Source organism: Gordonia sp. McavH-238-E, assembly GCF_022348225.1.
Lineage (GTDB): Bacteria > Actinomycetota > Actinomycetes > Mycobacteriales > Mycobacteriaceae > Gordonia > Gordonia terrae.
The window spans coordinates 323,340-344,674 of sequence record NZ_JAKRFE010000002.1; the positions used below are offsets into that span (position 1 = coordinate 323,340).

24 protein-coding genes are annotated in these 21,335 nt (G+C 67.3%); 10 read left to right on the plus strand and 14 right to left on the minus strand.

Annotated elements, in window-relative coordinates; all coding sequences use genetic code 11:
• A complete protein-coding gene (locus MHN80_RS03555; RefSeq protein WP_239399583.1) occupies nucleotides 1-1,422 on the minus strand; it encodes an ATP-binding cassette domain-containing protein in 1,422 nt (473 codons plus the stop codon).
• Between the two features lie 365 nt (nucleotides 1,423-1,787).
• Here MHN80_RS03555 and MHN80_RS03560 point away from each other — a divergent pair, with 365 nt between their 5' ends.
• Together MHN80_RS03560 and MHN80_RS03565 are read left to right on the plus strand one after the other, a co-directional pair.
• A complete protein-coding gene (locus MHN80_RS03560) occupies nucleotides 1,788-2,285 on the plus strand; it encodes a phosphoribosyltransferase (protein ID WP_004020542.1) in 498 nt (165 codons plus the stop codon).
• Nucleotides 2,282-2,662: a GNAT family N-acetyltransferase gene (locus MHN80_RS03565; RefSeq protein WP_004020543.1), complete on the plus strand. Its 381-nt coding sequence runs from the start codon at nucleotides 2,282-2,284 to the stop codon at nucleotides 2,660-2,662. The genes MHN80_RS03560 and MHN80_RS03565 overlap by 4 nt, the downstream gene beginning before the upstream one ends.
• A 2-nt stretch (nucleotides 2,663-2,664) precedes the next feature.
• Here MHN80_RS03565 and MHN80_RS03570 read toward each other — a convergent pair whose 3' ends face one another.
• The 13 genes from MHN80_RS03570 to rpsJ form a co-directional block, all read right to left on the minus strand.
• Nucleotides 2,665-3,768 (minus strand): hypothetical protein, encoded by a 1,104-nt coding sequence (locus MHN80_RS03570; protein WP_101821619.1) that lies wholly within the window; start codon nucleotides 3,766-3,768, stop codon nucleotides 2,665-2,667.
• The gene (locus tag MHN80_RS03575; RefSeq protein ID WP_239399585.1) at nucleotides 3,765-5,024 is read right to left on the minus strand and encodes a sensor histidine kinase; all 1,260 of its coding nucleotides are present in this window, start codon (nucleotides 5,022-5,024) and stop codon (nucleotides 3,765-3,767) included. The genes MHN80_RS03570 and MHN80_RS03575 overlap by 4 nt, the downstream gene beginning before the upstream one ends.
• A gap of 169 nt (nucleotides 5,025-5,193) precedes the next feature.
• Nucleotides 5,194-5,484 carry a 30S ribosomal protein S17 gene (gene rpsQ, locus MHN80_RS03580; RefSeq protein ID WP_004020546.1) on the minus strand — a complete coding sequence of 97 codons (291 nt, stop codon included), beginning with the start codon at nucleotides 5,482-5,484 and terminating at the stop codon, nucleotides 5,194-5,196.
• The gene (gene rpmC / locus MHN80_RS03585) at nucleotides 5,481-5,714 is read right to left on the minus strand and encodes a 50S ribosomal protein L29 (protein ID WP_004020547.1); all 234 of its coding nucleotides are present in this window, start codon (nucleotides 5,712-5,714) and stop codon (nucleotides 5,481-5,483) included. The genes rpsQ and rpmC overlap by 4 nt, the downstream gene beginning before the upstream one ends.
• Nucleotides 5,714-6,130, minus strand: coding sequence for a 50S ribosomal protein L16 (rplP, locus tag MHN80_RS03590; protein WP_004020548.1), 417 nt, complete (start codon nucleotides 6,128-6,130; stop codon nucleotides 5,714-5,716). Before rplP ends, rpmC begins: the two co-directional genes overlap by 1 nt.
• Nucleotides 6,131-6,133: 3 nt before the next feature.
• Entirely contained in the window at nucleotides 6,134-6,940 is an 807-nt protein-coding gene (rpsC, locus tag MHN80_RS03595; protein ID WP_004020549.1) for a 30S ribosomal protein S3, read from the minus strand.
• A 2-nt stretch (nucleotides 6,941-6,942) separates the two neighbouring features.
• Nucleotides 6,943-7,353 (minus strand): 50S ribosomal protein L22, encoded by a 411-nt coding sequence (gene rplV / locus MHN80_RS03600; protein WP_004020550.1) that lies wholly within the window; start codon nucleotides 7,351-7,353, stop codon nucleotides 6,943-6,945.
• Nucleotides 7,353-7,634, minus strand: a complete 282-nt coding sequence (gene rpsS, locus MHN80_RS03605; RefSeq protein ID WP_004020551.1) for a 30S ribosomal protein S19 — start codon at nucleotides 7,632-7,634, stop codon at nucleotides 7,353-7,355. Before rpsS ends, rplV begins: the two co-directional genes overlap by 1 nt.
• Nucleotides 7,635-7,651: 17 nt before the next feature.
• Entirely contained in the window at nucleotides 7,652-8,488 is an 837-nt protein-coding gene (rplB, locus tag MHN80_RS03610; protein WP_004020552.1) for a 50S ribosomal protein L2, read from the minus strand.
• A 30-nt stretch (nucleotides 8,489-8,518) separates the two neighbouring features.
• The gene (gene rplW, locus MHN80_RS03615) at nucleotides 8,519-8,824 is read right to left on the minus strand and encodes a 50S ribosomal protein L23 (RefSeq protein WP_004020553.1); all 306 of its coding nucleotides are present in this window, start codon (nucleotides 8,822-8,824) and stop codon (nucleotides 8,519-8,521) included.
• Nucleotide 8,825: 1 nt separating this feature from the next.
• Nucleotides 8,826-9,515 carry a 50S ribosomal protein L4 gene (rplD, locus tag MHN80_RS03620; protein ID WP_064569442.1) on the minus strand — a complete coding sequence of 230 codons (690 nt, stop codon included), beginning with the start codon at nucleotides 9,513-9,515 and terminating at the stop codon, nucleotides 8,826-8,828.
• Complete coding sequence (gene rplC, locus MHN80_RS03625; RefSeq protein WP_014927856.1) at nucleotides 9,512-10,168, minus strand: 50S ribosomal protein L3; 657 nt, start codon at nucleotides 10,166-10,168, stop codon at nucleotides 9,512-9,514. The genes rplD and rplC overlap by 4 nt, the downstream gene beginning before the upstream one ends.
• A gap of 19 nt (nucleotides 10,169-10,187) precedes the next feature.
• Entirely contained in the window at nucleotides 10,188-10,493 is a 306-nt protein-coding gene (rpsJ, locus tag MHN80_RS03630) for a 30S ribosomal protein S10 (RefSeq protein WP_003938093.1), read from the minus strand.
• Between the two features lie 405 nt (nucleotides 10,494-10,898).
• On the opposite strand from rpsJ, the gene MHN80_RS03635 reads away from it, so the two are divergent.
• The 8 genes from MHN80_RS03635 to MHN80_RS03670 all read left to right on the plus strand — a co-directional run bounded on the left by MHN80_RS03635 (nucleotide 10,899) and on the right by MHN80_RS03670 (nucleotide 21,332).
• Nucleotides 10,899-11,375: a hotdog fold domain-containing protein gene (locus MHN80_RS03635; protein WP_239399587.1), complete on the plus strand. Its 477-nt coding sequence runs from the start codon at nucleotides 10,899-10,901 to the stop codon at nucleotides 11,373-11,375.
• A 121-nt stretch (nucleotides 11,376-11,496) separates the two neighbouring features.
• Entirely contained in the window at nucleotides 11,497-13,296 is a 1,800-nt protein-coding gene (locus MHN80_RS03640) for an N-acetylglutaminylglutamine amidotransferase (RefSeq protein WP_239399589.1), read from the plus strand.
• Entirely contained in the window at nucleotides 13,293-15,188 is a 1,896-nt protein-coding gene (locus MHN80_RS03645) for a prolyl oligopeptidase family serine peptidase (RefSeq protein WP_004020558.1), read from the plus strand. The genes MHN80_RS03640 and MHN80_RS03645 overlap by 4 nt, the downstream gene beginning before the upstream one ends.
• Nucleotides 15,189-15,303: 115 nt before the next feature.
• On the plus strand, nucleotides 15,304-16,908 hold the full coding sequence (locus MHN80_RS03650; RefSeq protein WP_004020559.1) for an NCS1 family nucleobase:cation symporter-1: 1,605 nt from the start codon (nucleotides 15,304-15,306) through the stop codon (nucleotides 16,906-16,908).
• 115 nt (nucleotides 16,909-17,023) lie between these two features.
• Nucleotides 17,024-18,007 (plus strand): alpha/beta hydrolase, encoded by a 984-nt coding sequence (locus tag MHN80_RS03655; protein WP_004020560.1) that lies wholly within the window; start codon nucleotides 17,024-17,026, stop codon nucleotides 18,005-18,007.
• On the plus strand, nucleotides 18,004-18,864 hold the full coding sequence (locus MHN80_RS03660; protein WP_004020561.1) for an SDR family NAD(P)-dependent oxidoreductase: 861 nt from the start codon (nucleotides 18,004-18,006) through the stop codon (nucleotides 18,862-18,864). Before MHN80_RS03655 ends, MHN80_RS03660 begins: the two co-directional genes overlap by 4 nt.
• A 40-nt stretch (nucleotides 18,865-18,904) precedes the next feature.
• Nucleotides 18,905-19,828 (plus strand): reductase, encoded by a 924-nt coding sequence (locus tag MHN80_RS03665; RefSeq protein WP_101822396.1) that lies wholly within the window; start codon nucleotides 18,905-18,907, stop codon nucleotides 19,826-19,828.
• 10 nt (nucleotides 19,829-19,838) lie between these two features.
• Complete coding sequence (locus MHN80_RS03670; RefSeq protein WP_239399591.1) at nucleotides 19,839-21,332, plus strand: NAD(P)/FAD-dependent oxidoreductase; 1,494 nt, start codon at nucleotides 19,839-19,841, stop codon at nucleotides 21,330-21,332.
• Nucleotides 21,333-21,335 lie beyond the last annotated feature (3 nt).

Below are 21,335 nucleotides of genomic sequence, written 5' to 3' on the forward strand. Positions count from 1 at the left end.
TCAGGTGGAACTCCGGTCCCGCCGTGGATCGGTCAACGCCAGGAACACCTCGTCCAGCGAAGGCCGACGCATCGCGACGTCGGAGAGCGGGATACCCGCGGATGCCGTGCGGCGGATGACCTCGACGAGCGTCTCCGGACCATCGGGCGCCGGCACCGCGACGAAGTGGTCGTCGGCGTTCTGCACGTGGTCGCCGATGAGGTCGGCCAGGGTCTCGCGAAGTCGGGCGCGGTCGGCGGGATCGGTGGGCGTGACCTCGCAGTAGGCCGCACCGGTCGACGCCTTGAGTTCGTCGGAGGTTCCCTCGGCGATGACCCGGCCCTTGTCGATCACGACGATGTTGTCGGACAGGACGTCGGCCTCTTCGAGGTACTGGGTGGTCAGCAGGATGGTGACACCGGAATCGCGGAGTTTCTCGACCAGCGACCACACCTCCAGCCTGCTGCGCGGATCCAGTCCCGTGGTCGGCTCGTCGAGGAACACGATCCTGGGCGCGGTGACCAGCCCGCAGGCGATGTCGATCCGGCGGCGCATACCGCCCGAGTACTCGCGGACGCGTTTGCCGCCGACATCGGTGAGCGAGAACGCATCGAGCAGTTCGTCGGCGCGCGTCCGAGCGGCCGTCTTGTCGAGGCCGAGGAGCCTGCCGAACAAGACCAGGTTCTCGCGGCCGGTCAGCGCCTCGTCGAGTGCGGCGAACTGGCCGGTGAGCATGATCGACTTCCGGACCGACGCCGCGTCGTGCGCGACGTCGTGGCCGTTGACGGTGGCGCTCCCGCCGTCGGGTTTGAGCAGGGTGCAGAGCATGTTCACCGTCGTGGTCTTGCCGGCGCCGTTGGGGCCGAGCAACGCGACGATGCTCCCCGCGGGGACGGTGAAACTCACATCCTCGACCGCGACCATGTCCTTGAACTTCTTGTGCAGGTTCCTTGCCTCGATGGCGACGGTTGCGGAGTCACCGCGCGCCGGTTCCCGCACGGGTTCCGGAACCGGGATCGCGACCGTCTGCGACTCCGACCCCTCGACCGGGGTGGTCTGCCACTGCGGAACCGCCTGTCCCGGTGCGCCGTTCGGTGAGGGCTGGACGAATTGTCCGTTGCGTTCGACGGGCGGGCGCGGCGCGGACGGGGCCGAGTATGCGCGCGCGGCCGCCGGCGGACCCTGCGGTGAGTCGGCGGCTGTCCCGTCCGCGGGCGCGACCGTCACATGGCCGTTGGGCGAGGACTCGCCCGACTCGACATCGTCGTCGACGGTGGCGGCGGAGGGGTTCGAGCGCTCGGCGCGCCAGCGTCGCAGTTGTTCCTCGACCGGGTCCGGCAGCACGAACGGATCTTCGGGCAGCGGCTCGAGAGGCGCATCCTGCCGTTGATGACGCGGCGCGTAGGAGGCGACGGACGGTCGCTGACCACTGGCCTCGGACATGTCTTCCTCTACGCGTCGACAACAGGGCGGCAGATGGACAGCCGGAGCGTCGCACGTCGTCGGCCATCAATGGGACGGCGACAAGGATCTGACGCTAGGCTTCCACGACAACAAACTTACGCACGAATCAGAGTTCCCGACGAATTTGACTCGGTCTGTCCTCCACGAATATGTCGCGCGCTCGGGGTCGAATGGTTACGCCCGGTCCGGGACAGTCGGATGACGTGGCCTTTCGCGGCCTCCGCCGTGTCCGATGCACACCTGGGGTGTATCGAGCGACCGACGACACGACGCGACCGTGTCCACATCCGGGTCGACATCGACTACGGCACCCACCACCGCACACGCTCTGGAAGAGTGTTCCCATGACCACCACTTCCCCCGAGCGCGAGGTCCTCACCTGGGAGCTCAACGGCGTGGCCTGCCGCGAACTCGCCCAGCAGGTCGCCGACGACGCGTTCGTCCCGGACATCATCCTCGGCATCGCCCGCGGCGGCCTGATCCCGGCCGGCGCTCTCGCCTATGCACTCGACTGCAAGCTCATGATCTCGCTGAACGTCGAGTTCTACACCGGGGTCGGCGAGACGCTGTCCGAACCGGTGATGCTGCCGTCGCTTCTCGAATCGAGCGGCCTCACCGATCAGCGGGTTCTCGTCGTCGACGATGTGGCCGACACCGGCAAGACCCTCAAACTGGTCAACGACTTCTGCCAGGAGCAGGGTAGGGTCGCCGAGGTGCGCAATGCGGTGCTCTACAAGAAGCCCCACACCATCACGGTGCCCGACTACACCTGGCGGACCACCGACAAGTGGATCAACTTCCCCTGGTCCGTGCAGGGCCCGATCGTGGCGGTGCAGCGATGACCGCGGACAAGACCGGCGCCGAGACCACGGTGCGCGACAACCCCGCCGAACGCCGGTACGACATCCACGTCGACGCGCCCGGCGGTGAGGCCTTGGCCGGATTCGCCGAATACCGCGACCGTGTCTCCGGCACCCAGGACGCCCCGACGACCGCGCGGGTGTTCTTCCACACCGAGGTCGACCCCGAGTTCGGCGGACGCGGCCTCGCGACGATCCTGGTACGCGAAGCCCTCGACGACGCCCGCGCACGCGACCTCACGATCGTGGGTGTGTGTCCGCTGGTGGCCGCGTTCCTCGAGAAGCACCCGGAGTACGCCGACGCCACCGCACCGGTGACGCCCGCCGTCCTCGAATGGTTGCGGAGCGGCGCCGCCTGACCTCACCCGCCCGACGCAGGCGTCTCCCGCGCCGAATCGGCCGAGATGATCATGCGGTGGTCGAACTCGATCCGGTCGGTGCGATGGCCGGCGTCCACCCCCACCGACGCGAGCACATCGCGCCCCGGTGGCTGGATGCGGACCGTCACCCGACCGTCGTCCACCTCGTCCAGCAGGGCGGCGACGGCCGGCGCCAGCCGTTCGCGCGCTGTCGCCGCACTCGTCTCGTCCAGTACGGCGAACCCACCGTCGTCGAGCAGGACAACCCGCACCCCGCGCTGCCGGGCGCGCCAGGCCGCATCCCGGACCACCGGGAGGTCGAGCCCGGCGGCACGGATGCCGTCGCGCAGCTGCGCCTCCAGCAAACGGGCCACGACCACCTCGTCCGCGCTGAAGGACTCGCGGCGGGCGATCCTGGTGAGAACGGGGCGGGCCCGTTCGTCGAGCGCGGCCAGCCGTCGATCACGGACCTCGGTCGACGCCGCCGCCGCGGCGTCGAGCGCCGCCTGACGCTCGCTGGCCTCCCGCAGTTGGTAGATCTGCCGGGCCATCGGTCGCAGCATGACCGAGAACAGCGAACCCATGATCATGATCGCGTAACCCGGCAGGGTGATCGACAGTCCCCACAGCGCGCCCGCCGTCGAGACCGCGCCCCACACCGTCGCGATGATCGAGATGCACCCGCTGGCGAGCCAGGCGGCGAGCGGGCGGCCGCGCACCGCGACGAAGGCCAGGATGATCACCGATGCCCCCATCGGGGGCCCGGTCTGCATCACGTGTGTCGGTGGGAACGGCAACGAGAACAGCGTCGACGCCACTGCCGCGACGGCCAGCCCGGCGACGGCGAGGGTCGTCGGCGCCGGCAGCGGATCGCCCGGGGAGTCGAGAATCGTCACCCCCGCCACGACGAACAACACGAACCCGGCGAACAACCCGATCCACTGCCACCAGCCGCTGACCGTCGAGTCGGCGTACAGCGTGACGACGAAGTAGCCGCAGGCGAAGATGCCCATCATCAGCCACAGGGGCCGCGAGCCGATCCCGAACGCGTTGACCACCTCGCCGCGGTCGGCACCGTCGGCTCCCCGCGTGCAGTCGCGTCTCACGGCCGCTCCCACAGGATCTGCACCGTGGTCCCGCGACCGACGCGGCTCTGCACCCGCGCATGGCCGCCCGGTAGCCGGGCGAGACGTCCACGGATGCTGACGGCGATGCCGAGCCGACCCACCGCCACCGCCTCGGGATCGAACCCGACCCCGTTGTCGACGACCGCCATGCTCAGCGAGTCGGGTTCGAACCGGACGATGACAGCGCACTCGGCATCGTCTCCGGCATGGCGGACGACGTTGCGCAACGCCTCCGACATCGCCTCGACGACCGCGTCGAGCACCTCGGCCGGATACGTGGCCGACCCGGACCCCACGTCGTGGCCGTCCGCGTCACCACCCACGACCTCTACGTCGAATCGTTCCGACACGTCCGCGGCGGCCGACCGGATACGCCGGATCATCTCGATGTCCGTCGCGGCGTCCGGACCGTCCGCCCCCGGCACCCGGGCGAGTTCCTCGAGCGCCGAGGTCGCCTGCGCTGCCAGCCGGTCGTCGGGACGCCCGGCCCGGACGGCGAGAAGGGATGCGATCACCCGGTCGTGCACGATGGCGTCGAATCGCTCCTTCTCCACCTCGCGCGCCGAGGCGGCGGCGACATTCGCCGCAGTGCGGTAGGTCTCCTCGCGCGTCTCGTCGAGTTCGCGCCCCGTCCGCGTGGCCACGAGCACGACCGCGAGGAAGACACCGGTGAACATCAGCGACCACAGGATCTCCATCGGTGCGTCCGACGTCACCTCGCCGAACCGGCCGAACTGCTGGGAGAGATGGGCAACAGTCGAGGACACGACGAGGGCGACCACGGCGAGACGAGGACGCACGAGCATCAGCACCATGCTCGGCATGCCGCAGAAGGCGACCATCCACTGGGCCGACTCGTCCGGGTCGGCCAGCGTCGTACCGTTCCAGGCCACGAACCAGAGCGCCAGTCCCAGGACATAGCCGACCCACGAGGTCAGGGCCAGTGGGGTGAGCCATGCCGTGCCCGGCCGAAAGGTGGCGGCGATCAACAGGATTCCGGGGCCGACCGACAGCAGGATGCTCAGCGGAGCCCACCAGGCGTCTGTGAGTGGCGCGGAGGCGAATATCGACGCGGCGGAGACCACCGGATAGCCGATCAACCCCAGACCCAGGAACCGGGCGCCCACCCGCCGGACACGGTCCAGATCCGGCTCCGCGGAGTCGGATTCGAAAGCGCGCCGCACCCAGGCGGGTCGGGGGCGGGAGTGGCCGCTCGTGAGATCGGTGGTGGGCATCGCATCTCACCCTCACACCCCTCGGCTCCGCCGGTCAATCCTCTGGTGAGTCCACACCCTTCGTGACGCTCCTCCGCAGGCTCCGGAGCTCCTCAGGGAGCAGAACACGAAACCGGCCCGCTCCCTACAGGGAACGGGCCGGTGGCGGTAGATCTCGTTGGGCGAGGGCCTACTTGGCCTTCTCCAGCACCTCGACGAGGCGCCAGTGCTTGGTCGCCGACAGCGGGCGGGTCTCCATGATCCGCACACGGTCGCCGACGCCGGCATCGCCGTTCTCGTCGTGGGCCTTGACCTTGCTCGTGGTCCGGATGATCTTGCCGTAGAGCTTGTGGCTCTTACGATCTTCCAGCTCGACCACGATGGTCTTCTGCATCTTGTCGCTGACCACGTAGCCGATGCGCTCCTTGCGGCGTGCGCGCTCCTCGGTCTGGGTTTCGGTCACCTTCTGGTCCTCACTCATGCGTCATCACCATCCGGTCCGGACGCCAGGCCCAGCTCCCGCTCGCGCATCACGGTGTAGATACGCGCGATCTCGCGACGCACGGTCCGCAGGCGACGGTTGTTGTCGAGCTGGCCGGTGGCCATCTGGAACCGAAGGTTGAACAGTTCTTCCTTCGACTCTTTCAGGCGATCGACCAGATCAGCGTCGTTGAGCTCACGAAGCTCGTTCGCAGCAACTCCGAGTGCCATCAGAACTGCTCCTCTCTGGTCACGATCCTGGTCTTGATGGGGAGCTTGTGCTGCGCGCGACGCAGGGCCTCGCGAGCGATCTCCTCGTTCGGGTAGGTCATCTCGAACAGCACGCGACCCGGCTTGACCGGGGCGACCCACCACTCGGGCGAACCCTTACCCGAACCCATGCGGGTTTCGGCCGGCTTCTTGGTGAGCGGGCGGTCCGGGAAGATGTTGATCCAGACCTTGCCGCCACGCTTGATGTGCCGGTTGATCGCGATACGAGCGGACTCGATCTGACGGTTGGTGATGTACGCGCCTTCCAGAGCCTGGATGCCGTAATCGCCGAACGTCACCTTGGTGCCGCCCTTGGCCTGCCCCTTGAGGCTGGGGTGGTGCTGCTTGCGGTGCTTGACCCGACGTGGGATCAACATGGCCTAGCCCTCCTGCTTCTCAGCCGCACCAGCAGTGGCCTCGGCGGGAGCGGCCTCGGCCGCGCGAGCGGCGTCGGTGCTCGTCGCAGTGGTGCCGGAGGCACCGCTACGCCGGGGCCGGCTGGGCCGGCGCGGACGGCGATCCTCGGCTGCCGGAGCGGCCGCGGCCAGCTCACGACGTCCACCGACGATGTCGCCCTTGTAGATCCACACCTTCACGCCGATCCGGCCGAAGGTGGTCTTGGCTTCGTAGAGTCCGTAGTCGATGTCGGCACGCAGCGTGTGCAGCGGCACGCGACCTTCGCGGTAGAACTCACTGCGGCTCATCTCTGCGCCGCCCAGACGACCCGAGCACTGGACCCGGATGCCCTTCACGTTCGGCTGACGCATCGCCGACTGGATCGCCTTGCGCATCGCGCGGCGGAACGCCACGCGGTTGCTCAGCTGCTCGGCGACGCCCTGGGCCACCAGCTGGGCCTCGGACTCGGCGTTCTTGACCTCGAGGATGTTCAGCTGGACCTGCTTGCCGGTCAGCTTCTCCAGGTCGCCGCGGATGCGATCGGCCTCGGCGCCGCGGCGACCGATGACGATGCCCGGACGCGCGGTGTGGATGTCGACACGGACCCGGTCACGGGTGCGCTCGATCTCCACCTTCGCGATGCCGGCCCGCTCGAGCCCCGTGGAGAGGAGCTTGCGGATGGCGACATCCTCTTTGACGTAGTCCGCGTACTGCTTGTCGGCGTACCACCGCGACTTCCAGTCGGTGGTGATGCCCAGACGGAAGCCGTGCGGGTTGATTTTCTGGCCCACTACTAGGCTCCCTTCTTCTTCGGCTGACGCGAACGGCCACGGCCGCCGGCTGCCTTCTCCGGCAAGCTCTCCACGACCACGGTGATGTGGCTGGTGCGCTTGCGGATACGGAACGCACGACCCTGTGCGCGCGGCTGGAAGCGCTTGAGGGTCGGCCCCTCGTCGGCGAATGCGGTGGCGACGACCAGGGTCCGGCGATCCAGATCCAGGTTGTTCTCCGCGTTGGCGACGGCGCTTGCCAGGACCTTGTACACGGGCTCGGACGCCGACTGCGGCGCGAACCGCAGGATGTCGAGGGCCTCGTCCACGTTCTTGCCGCGGACCAGGTCCAGGACACGACGAGCCTTCATCGGCGTGACGCGCACGAACTTGGCGGTCGCCTTTGCTGTCGGATTATCGGTCTGCGTAGTCATTACCGGCGCTTCGCTTTCCGGTCATCCTTGATGTGACCCTTGAAGGTACGGGTGGGGGCGAACTCGCCCAGCTTGTGCCCGACCATCGAATCCGAGATGAACACCGGCACGTGCTTGCGTCCGTCGTGGACGGCAAAGGTGTGACCGATGAAGTCGGGAATGATGGTCGAACGACGGGACCAGGTCTTGATGACCTGCTTGGTGCCCTTCTCGTTCTGGACATCCACCTTCTTCAGGAGGTGGTCGTCGACGAACGGGCCCTTCTTGAGGCTGCGTGGCATTCTCTTACCTCCTCCTGTTATCGCTTGTTCTTGCCGGTACGACGGCGACGGACGATCAGCTTGTCGCTGGCCTTGTTCTTGCGGGTGCGGCCCTCGGGCTTGCCCCACGGGCTGACCGGGTGGCGACCACCGGAGGTCTTGCCCTCACCACCGCCGTGCGGGTGGTCGACGGGGTTCATCACGACACCGCGGACGGTCGGGCGCTTGCCCTTCCAGCGCATACGGCCGGCCTTGCCCCAGTTGATGTTGCTCTGCTCGGCGTTGCCCACCTCGCCGACGGTGGCGCGGCAGCGCACGTCGACGCGACGGATCTCGCCGGAGGGCATACGCAGGGTGGCGTAGGTGCCTTCCTTGCCCAGCAGCTGGATCGACGATCCCGCGCTGCGGGCCATCTTCGCGCCGCCGCCCGGACGCAGCTCCACCGCGTGCACCTGGGTACCGGTCGGGATGTTGCGCAGCGGCAGGTTGTTGCCGGGCTTGATGTCGGCGGTCGAACCGCTCTCGACGACGTCGCCCTGCTTCAGGCCCTTGGGCGCGATGATGTAGCGCTTCTCGCCATCGACGTAGTGCAGCAACGCGATCCGCGCGGTGCGGTTCGGGTCGTACTCGATGTGAGCGACCTTGGCGTTGATGCCGTCCTTGTCGTTACGACGGAAGTCGATCAGACGGTAGGCACGCTTGTGGCCGCCACCCTTGTGACGAGTGGTGATGCGGCCGTGAGCGTTTCGGCCACCACGCCCGTGCAGCGGACGCACCAGCGACTTCTCCGGGTGGTCACGGGTGACCTCGGCGAAGTCGGAGCCGCTGGCCCCACGACGACCCGGGGTCGTCGGCTTGTACTTACGAATAGCCATGAGTCTCTAGTCCTTCTCTGGGCGCCCCGGTCAGCTGACCGAGCCCCCGAAGATCTCGATGGGCTTGCTGTCTGCGGTCAGCGACACGATGGCGCGCTTGGTGGACTTGCGCTGGCCGTAGCCGGAGCGGGTCCGCTTGCGCTTGCCCTGTCGGTTCGCGGTGTTGACGCTGGCAACGTTGACACCGAAGATCTTCTCGATCGCGATCTTGATCTCGGTCTTGTTGGACTCCGGGTGCACCAGGAAGGTGTACACGTTGTCCTCCATGAGCCCGTAGGACTTCTCCGAGATCACGGGCGCCAGGATGATGTCGCGCGGGTCGGCAACGGTCGCCATGTCAGGCCTCCTCTGCTGTCTTCTCGACGGCAGCCTTGGCATCCGCCGTGTTCTGCTCGATGAAGGCATTGAGCGTCTCGACGCTGAACACCACCTCGTCCGAGTCCAGGACGTCGTAGGTGTTGAGCTGATCCGGCGCGATCGGCAGCACGTTCTGCAGGTTCGCCACGCTCAGCCACGCCGTGAGGTCTTCGCGGCCGAGGACGACCAGGAACTTGCGGCGATCGGAGAGGCTCTCCAGGAACTGACGTGCCGACTTGGTCGAGGGCTTCTGCCCGGAGACCAGTTCGGTGATCACGTGGATGCGCTCGTTGCGAGCGCGGTCGCTCAGCGCGCCGCGCAGTGCGGCCGCCTTCATCTTCTTGGGGGTGCGCTGGCTGTAGTCACGCGGCTGCGGGCCGTGGACGGTGCCACCGCCGGCGAACTGCGGCGCACGGGTCGAACCCTGACGCGCACGGCCGGTGCCCTTCTGGCGGTACGGCTTGGCGCCACCGCCGCGGACCTCGCCGCGGGTCTTGGTGGAGTGCGTGCCCTGGCGAGCCGCGGCCTGCTGGGCCACGACGACCTGGTGCATCAGCGCGATGTTGGCCGGTGCGTCGAAGAGCGCGGCGGGCAGGTCAACGGTTCCGTTGGTCTTGCCCTCGGCGGTCTTGACGTCCAGCGTCAGCTTGGTAGCCGTCTCGGTGCTCACTTGGCACCACCCTTCACTGCGTCGCGAACCATCACGATGCCGCCCTTGCGACCCGGGATCGCTCCCTTGATCAGCAGCAGACCGGCCTCGGCATCCACCTTGTGGACGGTGAGGTTCTGCGTGGTCACCTTGTCGTTACCCATGCGGCCTGCCATGCGCATGCCCTTGAACACGCGACCCGGGGTGGCGCAGCCACCGATCGAGCCCGGTGCGCGGTGCACGCGGTGGGCACCGTGGCTGGCGCCCAGACCGGCGAAGCCGTGGCGCTTCATGACGCCGGCGAAGCCCTTGCCCTTGGAGGTACCCGTGACGTCGACCAGCGCGCCGTCGGCGAAGATCTCGGCGGTCAGTTCCTGACCGACCTCGAACTCGCTGATGTCGTTGACGCGGATCTCGGCCAGGTGCCGGCGCGGGGTGACCCCGGCCTTGCTGTACTGGCCGGCGACCGGCTTGGTCACCTTGCGGGGATCGATCGCGCCGTAGGCGAGCTGGACGGCGGTGTAGCCGTCCCGGTCCGCGCTGCGGAGCTGGGTGATCACGTTCGGGCCGGCCTGGATGACAGTGACCGGGACGACGCGGTTGTTCTCGTCGAAGACCTGGGTCATGCCGAGCTTGGTGCCCAGGATGCCCTTGGTCGAACTCTGATTGCTCATGATGTATCTCGCCCCCGTCCTACTGGATGTTGACGTCGACGCTGGCCGGGAGGTCGATGCGCATGAGCGCGTCGACCGTCTTCGGTGTCGGGTCGAGGATGTCGATGAGTCGCTTGTGGGTACGCATCTCGAAGTGTTCGCGGCTGTCCTTGTACTTGTGCGGCGAACGGATGACGCAGTACACGTTCTTCTCGGTGGGCAATGGCACCGGGCCGACGACGCGTGCCCCGGTACGGGTCACGGTCTCCACGATCTTGCGCGCCGAAGCGTCGATCGCCTCGTGGTCGTAGGCCTTGAGCCTGATGCGGATCTTTTGTCCCGCCACGCTGTGTCCTCTTCCGTCAGTTGTTCTCGACAGACAAACACCGCGTGATCGGAACCGACCTCTCGCCGGCTGAGCACATGACCACCGTGTGAGATACGGCAATCGACGCTGTTCATCTGTCGTTGTACGTTGGCTCGTACCTGATACGAGCCGGTTTGCTCCGGCACCCGCGGTCGGGCGTGTCGGGACCGTGAACCGATATCGGGGCACGCGTTACACGCCCAGTCCCCGTAGACCGGGCCTGGGAGTCATTCACCTGTCCGCGACCGCAGATCTGGCACATGGCACAACCTGCGTCCGCCGGTCAAGGCAACCCGAACAGTATGCATCAGGTCGGGAGCACGATCAAATCCACGTCGGACGCCGGCCGGGCACGCCGAACTGACTCATGAGTAAGATACCGCCATGAGTTCCACGAATCCCACCTTCGCCCTGCGTAAGAAGCTGCCCGCGAACCCGCTCGGCAACGTCCTGTTCTCCCTCGGAATGGTCGCGAAGGTGCCCTACTTCGGCACCGTCCTGCCGCTCGTGCAAGAGATGGAGCCCGGATACTGCAAGGTCACCGCACCCAACTGGTTCGGCGTCCACAACCACATCGGCACCTTCCACGCGATCGCGGCGTGCAACCTGGCCGAGGCCGCGATGGGGATGCTGATGGAGGCCACCACGCCCACGTCCCACCGCTGGATCCCCAAGGCGATGCAGACGAGCTACCTGACCAAGGCGACGACGCGATTGACCGCGGAGGCCCGTCTGGCCGAACCCGTGGACTTCGGCGCCATCACCGCCGGGACCGACGTCACCGTGTCGGTGAGCATCGTCGACACCAAGGGGGTCGAGGTCGTGCACTGCGACATCACCACCTGGGTGACCCCGACGTAGTCGTCCCCACCCGGGGTGCCGGCCCGACCGGCTGCTCCTAGGGTGGGAGGATGCCTCCGCCCGGTGCGCCAGCGCACCGGCGGCACCGGAGTGCGGCAGCGACGAGGAGGACCAGCGACCCATGTGTGGAATCTGCGGCGAGATCCGGTTCGACGGCACGGCGCCGGATGTCTCGGCCGTCGACGCCATGACCTGCGAGATGACCCGGCGAGGTCCCGACGGTTCCGGCGTCTTCGCGAAAGGTTCTGTCGCACTGGGCCACCGCCGCCTGAAGATCATCGACCTGTCCGAGCGCGGGAGCCAGCCGATGGTCGACCCGGCGCTGGGTCTCGCGCTGGTGTTCAACGGGTGCATCTACAACCACCACGAGCTGCGCGCCGAGCTGGAGGGCAAGGGATACACCTTCTTCTCCCACGCCGACAGCGAGGTCATCCTCAAGGCGTTCCACGCCTGGGGTCCCGACTGCGTCGACCACTTCATGGGCATGTTCGCGTTCGCGATCGTCGACACCGACACCGGCGTGGTCACCCTGGGCCGCGACCGGCTCGGCATCAAGCCGCTCTATCTCGCCGACACCCCCGGCCGGCTCCGGTTCGCCTCGTCGGTGCAGGCACTGCTCCGCGCCGGTGACGTCGACACCTCGATCGACCGGGTGGCCCTGCACCACTACTTCAGCTTCCACGCCGTCGTCCCGGCGCCGCACACGATCTACAACGGCATCCGCAAGGTCCCGCCGGCCACCGTCATCACGATCCAGCCCGATGGCCGTCGCACCGAACGCAGGTATTGGGAGCCGGCCTTCGAGCCACACCCCGACCGCCGGGACTGGGACGAGAAGCGCTGGCAGCACGAACTACTCGATTCGCTACGGACGTCGGTGCGCCGGCGCATGGTCGCCGACGTCCCGGTCGGCGTGTTGCTGTCCGGCGGCGTCGACTCCTCCCTGGTCGTCGCGCTGCTCGCCGAGCAGGGCCAGACCGACCTCGCGACCTTCAGCATCGGATTCGATTCCGCGGCAGGAGAATCCGGTGACGAATACGCCTACTCGGATCTGATCGCAGACACCTTCGGCACCGATCACCACAAGATCCACATCGGCACCGACCGCCTGCTGCCCGCCATCCCCGACACCGTCGCGGCGATGGGCGAACCCATGGTCAGCCACGACTGCGTCGCCTTCTACCTCCTGTCGCAGGAGGTGAGCAAGTCCATCAAGGTGGTCCAGTCCGGTCAGGGCGCCGACGAGATCCTCGGTGGATACAGCTGGTATCCCCCGCTGCTCGACGTGACCCGCGACAAGACGACGCGGGCCTATGCCGACGTGTTCTTCGACCGCGACGACGTCGACATCCGCGGCATCCTCGCCGACGATTACCTCACCGAGGCGGGATACGACCCCAGCTTCGAGTTCGTCTCGGCCCACCACTCCGCACCCGGCGCCCACACCTCCGTCGACGCCGCGTTGCGCCTCGACACCACGGTCATGCTCGTCGACGACCCGGTCAAGCGCGTCGACACGATGACGATGGCCTGGGGCCTGGAGGCCCGGGTCCCGTTCCTCGACCACGAGTTCGTCGAACTGGCCGCCACGTGTCCCCCCGATCTCAAGCTCGCGCACGGGGGCAAGGGTGTGCTCAAGGAGGCGAGCCGGGCGCTTCTGCCCTCGGCCGTCATCGACCGCACGAAGGGCTACTTCCCGGTCCCCGGCATCCGCCACCTCACCGGCGGCGTGCTCGACCTCGTCTCGGACACGTTGCGGTCCAAGGCCGCCCGCGACCGCGGGCTGTACCGACCCGAGGCCCTCGATCGGCTCTTCGCCGATCCCAACGGAATCCGCACCAGGCTCGACGGCAACGAGCTGTGGCAGGTCGCGCTCCTCGAGATGTGGCTGCAGACCATGGAAGCGAACGCACGACGGTGACCGCTCTGCGCTTCGACGATCGCGGCTGGAAGACCTACGGCGCCTCCCTCTCCCCGGACGGGAGCGCGTTCGCCTACATCGTCGACGACGGCACCGGGTACCCGCGGGCCGCCCAGCGTTCGCTGTCGCGCGACGGCGTCGGCGAGCTGAGGTGGGTCGAGTTGCTGTCCACCGGTCCGGTGCGCAAAGTGGTCCATTCCTCCGACGGCCGGTGGTTGGCCGTGGAGATCGCGCCGAGCGGCGGTGAACACCACCAGGTCTGGGTGGTGACCACCGAACCCGACGACGACACCGCCCACCGGATCGCGGCCACCCGCCCGGACGGCCGGTCGTTCGGCACCGTCGGACTCGTCGGCTGGGACACCGACTGGGTCCTGATCACGGCCATCGACCACGACGGCACCTCATACGCCCTGCGGGTCCACCCCGGCACGGGGACGACCCAGACCCTCGACCAGCGTGTCGGCGGTGTCCTGATCGATTCCTGGAAGGGCGCGACGCTCGTCCGCGTCGGACCTCGCGGTTACCACGACATGCTCCTTCTCCGACGCCATCCCGAAGCGGCCGACGACGACATCACGATGACTCCGCTCCTGCCGCAGGACCCCGGTGCGGTCACCGATCAGGGGTACGTGCTCGACCAGGGATTCGATCACTCCTCGACGGTGTTCGTGCCCGCCCCGCACGAACCCGTCCGGGATCTCGACAGCGTCCAGGCGCTGGTACGCAGTGACTTCGACGCCAAGTTCCCGCGCCTCCTCGGCGTCGAGGTGAGCAGGTTCGGCGTCCGGTTCCGGGTGATGGCCCAGCGGGTCGACATCGGACTCGACGAGTTCGCCGTCAGCCATGATCAGTCGACCGTCGCCCTGCTGTGGAACGTCAAGGGCCGCAGCGAATTGCAGATCATGACCCTGCCCGACCAGACGCTGCACCCACCGATCGAACTCCCGGGTGAGGTCGCCTCCGACCTGTCGATCAGCGCCGCGGGTTCGGTGGTCGCGGTCACGGTCTCGAGCCCGCAGCACTCTCCCCTCGTACATCTCGTCGACGTCGCGAACCGCGCGGTGTACCCGGTGCGGGACGACGTGGTGACCGGCGAGGGGCCGTCGGATCAGCTGCGTCCGGAGCTGCTGGAGTTCTCGGCACGCGACGGAATGCCCCTGTCGGGCTTCCTGTTCCGCGCCTCGAAGAAGCCCGGACCCACACTGCTGTACTTCCACGGCGGCCCGGAGGGGCAGACGCGACCGGACTACCAGTTCCTGTTCGGCCCGCTCGTCGACGCCGGGATCACGGTGTTCGCTCCCAACGTGCGCGGATCCTCGGGCTATGGACGCCTGTTCGCCCACGCCGACGATCGGTACGGGCGGTATGCCGGCATCGACGACGCCGCCGACTGCGCCGAGTTCCTCTGCCGACAGGGCATCGCCGACCCCGACGCGGTGTACTGCTCGGGACGTTCCTACGGTGGCTATCTCACATTGGCCTGCCTGACCTTTCATCCCGAGGTGTTCGCGGCGGGCATCGCGATCTGCGGCATGAGTGATCTCGAGTCGTTCTTCCGCAACACCGAACCGTGGATCGCGGTGGCCGCCTACACGAAGTACGGCCACCCGGAGTCCGACCGAGAGCTGCTCGCCGACCTCTCCCCCATCCACCGCATCGACGACGTCCGGGCACCGTTGCTCGTCGTCCACGGGGCGCACGACACCAATGTGCCGGTGAGCGAATCCCAGCAGATGGTCGCCGAACTACAGGCCCGGGGGGCGGTCGCCGAGATGTTGATGTTCGACGACGAGGGACACGAGATCGTCAAGCGCGCCAACCAGCATCGGCTCACCGGGGCCGTCGCCGACTGGCTCGCGCGTTTCCCGTCCCGGAACGTGCGGCCCTGAGGCAGGGATATTTCCGCGCGTTCATCGTGGGGTAACAAACCGTTCTTACATTTCTCCCATCAACGCCGTTCGCCGACAGACGAGCGCTGTCGCCGAGACCGACAACGGGAGCACAATGTCCACACCAACATCCGGGAACCCCCACCCCGACCCGACGGGTCCTGCGGCACAGTCGCATTCCGGGGCGGCGGGCGAGAGCGTCATCAAGGCGACCTACGACGACCGACTCACCAATACCGACCTCGCGCCGCTGAAGGAACAGAAGTGGACGTGGTACAACATCTTCGCCTTCTGGATGTCCGATGTGCACAGCGTCGGCGGGTACGTGTTCGCGGGCAGCCTGTTCGCGCTCGGGATCGCGGCCTGGCAGGTGCTCGTCGCGCTCGTGGTGGGTATCGTCGCGGTCAACATCCTGTGCAACCTCGTGGCCAAACCGTCCCAGCTCGCCGGCGTCCCCTACCCGGTCACCACGCGTGTCTCGTTCGGCGTCAAGGGCGCCAACATCCCGGCGATCATCCGCGGTGTCATCGCGGTGGTCTGGTACGGAATCCAGACCTACCTGGCGTCGGTCGCCTTCGGTCTTCTCGCGTTGAAGTTCTGGCCCGGACTGGAACCGTGGGGTGACGTCGAGCAACACGGTTTCCTCGGGTTGTCCGCACTCGGCTGGGCGGGCTTCATCCTCATGTGGGTCCTACAGGCGCTCGTGTTCTGGAACGGGATGGAGACGATTCGAAAGTTCATCGACTTCTGCGGTCCCGCAGTGTATGTCGTGATGATCGCGCTGGCGGCCTACCTCGTCGTCGAGGCCGGGTGGGACAACGTGAGCCTCGACCTGTCCGTCGGCGACGGGCTCTCCGGATGGTCGTCGATCACGATGATGATCAGCGCATTCGCGCTGGTGGTCTCCTACTTCTCCGGGCCGATGCTCAACTTCGGCGACTTCTCGCGCTACGGCCGCTCCTTCGGTGAGGTCAAGAAGGGCAATTTCTGGGGACTCCCGGTCAACTTCCTCTTCTTCTCGCTTCTGGTGGTGTGCACGGTCTCCGCGGCGGTCACGGTCATCGGCACCGACGAGGACGGCAACATCATCACCGATCCGGTGCACATCGTCGACCGCATCGACAACACCACCGCGGCCGTGTTGGGCGTGTTGACGTTCGCGATCGCCACGATCGGCATCAACATCGTCGCGAACTTCGTCTCGCCAGCCTTCGACTTCTCGAATGTGGCGCCCACCAAGATCAGTTGGCGCACCGGGGGCATGATCGCAGCGGTGGGCTCGGTGCTCATCACGCCGTGGAATCTCTTCAACAACCCGACGGCGATCCACTACACGATGGACACCCTCGGTGCGGTGATCGGTCCGCTGTTCGGCATCCTGATCGCCGACTTCTACCTCGTCAAGAAGCAGAAGATCGTCGTCGACGACCTGTTCACGATGAAGCCGGCGGGCACCTACTGGTACCGCAACGGGTGGAACCCGATTGCCGTGGGCGCCACCGTCATCGCATCGACCCTGCCGATCTGCGTCGTCATCTTCGGCACCGTCTATCAGGCGAGCTTCACCTGGTTCATGGGGGCCGGAGCCGGAATGATCCTGTACTGGCTCGGCATGCGCTTCGTGCCGGCCCACCTCATCTACGGGACCTCGACCGGCGCGCGGACGACCGGGGACATCGAGATCACCGCGAATTCCGAGGCACCACTGCCCGCTCCCTAGCGGCGACATGACCATCGACAGGGCCGCGCGACGGATCGCGCGGCCCTGTCGCTGTTCCGCCACTCCCCGCAACCATGCCATTGACAAATGGCACAGTTGCTGATGGTGTGAGGTGATGCACACAGACCCACTCCGGTCGCCGACACCGCTGCCGACCCGCGCGACCGCCCGTTCGACGGTCACCGCCCACCTCACCCGCTGGGGTTTCGGTGCCTTCACGGGACTGATCCCGCTGAATCCCACCGGAATCCGGCTCTCACGCGGCCTCATCGCCACGGTGATGCGACTGCTCGGTCCCGCACCCGCCGGCACCACGGTGCGGGCCGTGCAGGAGGACGACGTGCGCGGCGAATGGGTGCTCGGACCCGGGGTCGAACCCTCCGACGCGGCGATCTACTACATCCACGGCAGCGCGTACGCGATCTGTTCGGCGCGCACCCACCGCGGGCTGGCAGCGCGGTTGTCCGCGGCGAGTGGCCTGCCCGTCTTCGTCGTGGACTACCGGCTGGCCCCCGAGAACCGCTTCCCATGCGCGGCCGACGACGTCGCCGCCGGGTTCGAGTGGCTTGTGCGTCAGGGCTATCCGGCATCGCACATCGTGCTGGGCGGGGATTCGGCCGGCGGACACCTCGCCTGTGACCTCGTCCTGCAACGGGCGCGGGCCGGCAGCGCCCAGCCCTCGTCGATCGTCCTGTTCTCACCGCTGATCGACCTCACCTTCGGGCTGGCCCGTCAGCAGGAACGCATCCGGCGCGACCCGGCGATCACCGCCGCCGCGGCGGCGCGACTCGTCGCCCTCTACACGCGTGACGTCCCGGCGGACCATCCCCGCCTCGAGCTCGAGTTCACCCCCGCCGGGCAGTTGCCACCGTTCCTCATCCAGACCGGCGGGGCGGAGATGCTCAGCGCGGACGCCCGTCACCTCCACGAGCGACTCCGGACGCACGGCGGCGACAGCCGGCTGGAGGTGTGGCCGGGCATGATGCACGTCTTCCAGGCCCTTCCCCGATTGGGCCCCGAAGCCGACGCCGCGCTCCACCGGGTCGCCGACTTCCTCGCCGATGTCGACCGACTGCACACCGTGTCGGAGGTGTCATGATCCCGGTCGTGGACAGCCTCCGACGGCGACTCCTGCGTGACCCCGTGTCGATCGGCTCACGCGCGATCGTCACCGGCGCGGGCAGCGGAATCGGTCGGGCCTTCGCCCTGGAACTCGCACGACGCGGCGGCGAGGTGATCTGCGCCGACATCGATCCCGAGCGAGCCGTGGCGACCGTGTCACTGATCGAAGGCCGGACCGGCCGCCCCGCACATCCCTTCACCTGCGACGTGGCCGACCGAACGGCAGTCGAGTCCCTCGCCGCGTTCGCCGTCGAGACCTTCGATGGTCCTCCCGATCTCGTCATCAACAACGCCGGGGTCGGGATCGGCGGCCGCCCGGTCGGCGACATCGGGTTCGACGACTGGTCGTGGGCCCTGGGGATCAACCTCTGGGGCGTCGTCCACGGTTGCGAACTCTTCGCGCCGATGCTCCGGGAAGCCGGCCGGGGAGGCATCATCAACGTCGCCTCGGCGGCCGGATTCGCCGCGGCCCCGGTCATGGCGCCGTACAACGTGTCGAAGGCGGCCGTCGTCTCGCTGAGCGAGACACTCGCAGCCGAAATGGCGCACTCGGGGGTCGGCGTGACGGTCCTGTGCCCGACGTTCGTGAAGACCAACGTCGCCCAGGACGGTCGGATCACCTCCGAGGCACGCACTCTCGCCGCGAACCTGATGCGCTGGACGGGTATCTCACCAGACGGCGTCGCCTCGGCGACGCTCGACGCGCACGATCTCGGTCGCCTCTACGTCGTGCCCCAGGTCGACGCCCGGGTGATCTGGCACCTCAAGCGACACTTCCCGGCCTCCTACGTCCGGGGCCTGGGACTGCTCAACCGGCTCCTCCCATCGTCCTGACCCCGGCGCCATCCACCCGACCTGACCCGAAAGGACCGTCATGGCCATCGACCTCGACAACATGCTCCAGAAGATCAAGGACCGCCAGTGGGCACTGGCCGACATCGACTGGGACGCCCCCGGTGCCGAGCTGATCGACGCCGACCTGCACGCCAAGCTCAAACCGTTTCTCAGCGACCTGATGTGGATCGAGAACGTGGGGGCACGGGGCTTCGCCGCGATGGCGAAGAAGGCCCCGACCCCCACGCTCAAGAGCATCTACGAGCACTTTCACGCCGAGGAACAGAAGCATGCCAATGCCGAACTGGCCTTGATGCGACGCTGGGGAATGCTCGACGGTGACGAGATCCCGTCTCCGAACGTCAACGTGCAGTTGGTGATCAACTGGCTGGACAAGCACTCCGACGACATGTCCCTGTCGTTCCTGGGCACCGTGATCCCGATGCTGGAGGTCGCACTCGACGGGGCCCTCATCAAGTTCATCACCGACGAGGTCGAGGACCCGGTGGCCCAGGAGGTCTTCAAGCGGATCAACGCCGACGAATCCCGGCATCTGGCCGTCGATTTCGAGGTCATGGAACTCCTCGGCCACGCGGGGCTGCGCAAGCGGACGATCGATTTCGTCGGCGGCTGGGTGAAACCCACCTTCCTCATCGGTGCGCTGAGCTATGTCCCCCTGCTCAACAAGATGCGCGACAACATCGTCGCGATGGGCGTCGACGAGGAACGTCTCTACAGTGCGATGAAACGGTATCGCGCCGTCGGCGACCGCAGCGAGTACGTCCGGCGGCTGCCGATGTTCCGCGTCGTCTCGTATCACGGTGCGGCGGTGGTCAACCGGGGCAACGTGCCTTACCACCTGTTCGCCGACTCGATGGTGAAACTCACCGGGCGGATCCCGTTCGGGCTCGTCCACCGGACACCGACGTGGTCGCAAGAACTCACCTACGAACCGACGGCCTGAGGACGTGACGATGCACATCTCGGTGGCGATCATCGGTGCCGGTTTTGCCGGCATCGGCACGGCGATCCGGCTCAAGGAGCGCGGGATCGAGGACTTCACGATCTTCGAGCGGGACGCGCGGGTCGGTGGAACGTGGCGGGACAACACCTATCCGGGCGCGGCCTGCGACATCCCATCGCGTCTGTACTCCTACAGCTTCGCTCCCAACCCGGACTGGTCGCACACGTACTCGCGCAGCGAGGAGATCCTCTCCTACATCGACACGATGGTGGAGAACCACGGGATCGAGCCCCACGTCCGGTTCGGTCACACGGTGTCGGGGCTGGAGTACAGCGCCCACGACGGCCTGTGGACCATCACCTTCGACGAGGGTCACGAACCGGTACGGGCGCGCGCGGTCGTCCTCGCCTCCGGTCCGCTCGCGAACGCCTCATTCCCCGACATACCCGGGATCGAGGACTATGCGGGACACAAGATCCACAGCGCGCGTTGGGATCACGACTATGATTTCGTGGGCAAGAAGGTCGCCGTCGTGGGCACCGGGGCCAGCGCGGTGCAGATCGTGCCGGAACTGGTGGAGCAGGCCGCGTCGGTGAAGGTCTTCCAGCGCACTCCCGGCTGGGTGCTGCCCCGCGCCGATGTCCGGACCCGAGAGGCCACCAAACGGCTGTATCGATCGGTGCCGGGAGCGCAGCGCCTCGCACGATCGCTCTGGTTCTGGGGTCACGAGACGGTGGCTCTGGGCGTCGTCTGGAACACTCCCCTGACCCGCGTCGTCGAGGCGGTGAGCAAGTTGCACCTGCGGTCTCAAGTCGACGACCCGTGGCTCCGCAGGCAACTCACCCCCGACTTCGCCGCGGGCTGCAAGCGCCTGCTCATGACCAGCGACTACTACCCCGCCCTGCAACGACCGAACTGCACACTGGTCACCTGGCCGATCGCCCGTATCGCCGAACGCGGCATCCGCACCGTCGAAGGTGTTGAGCACCAGTTCGATTGCATCGTCTTCGCGACCGGATTCGACGTGTCCAAGAACGGGACGCCGATCCCGATCACCGGCCTAGACGGTCGGGACCTGGCGTCGGAGTGGGGGCGGGGCGCGTTCGCCTACCGCAGCGTCGCGGTGTCCGGCTATCCCAACCTGTTCTTCACCTTCGGACCCAACTCCGGTCCCGGCCACAGCTCCGCCCTGGTCTACATGGAGGCACAGATCGACTACATCACCGACGCCGTCGGCCGGCTTCTGGACAACGGGTGGAAGGCGCTCGACGTACGCGCCGAGGCGCAGGAGCGGTACAACCGGGACATCCAGCGCCGGCTGACCTCGACCACGTGGAACTCGGGCTGTCAGAGCTGGTACCTGACCGAGGACGGGTTCAACGCGACGATGTACCCCGGATTCGCGACCCAGTACGTCGGCCAGCTCCGCCGCGTCGAGCTGCGCGATTACCGGATTCTCGTCCACCAGGGGACTCGGACTCCGACCGCCGCAGCGTTACAGTGAGGG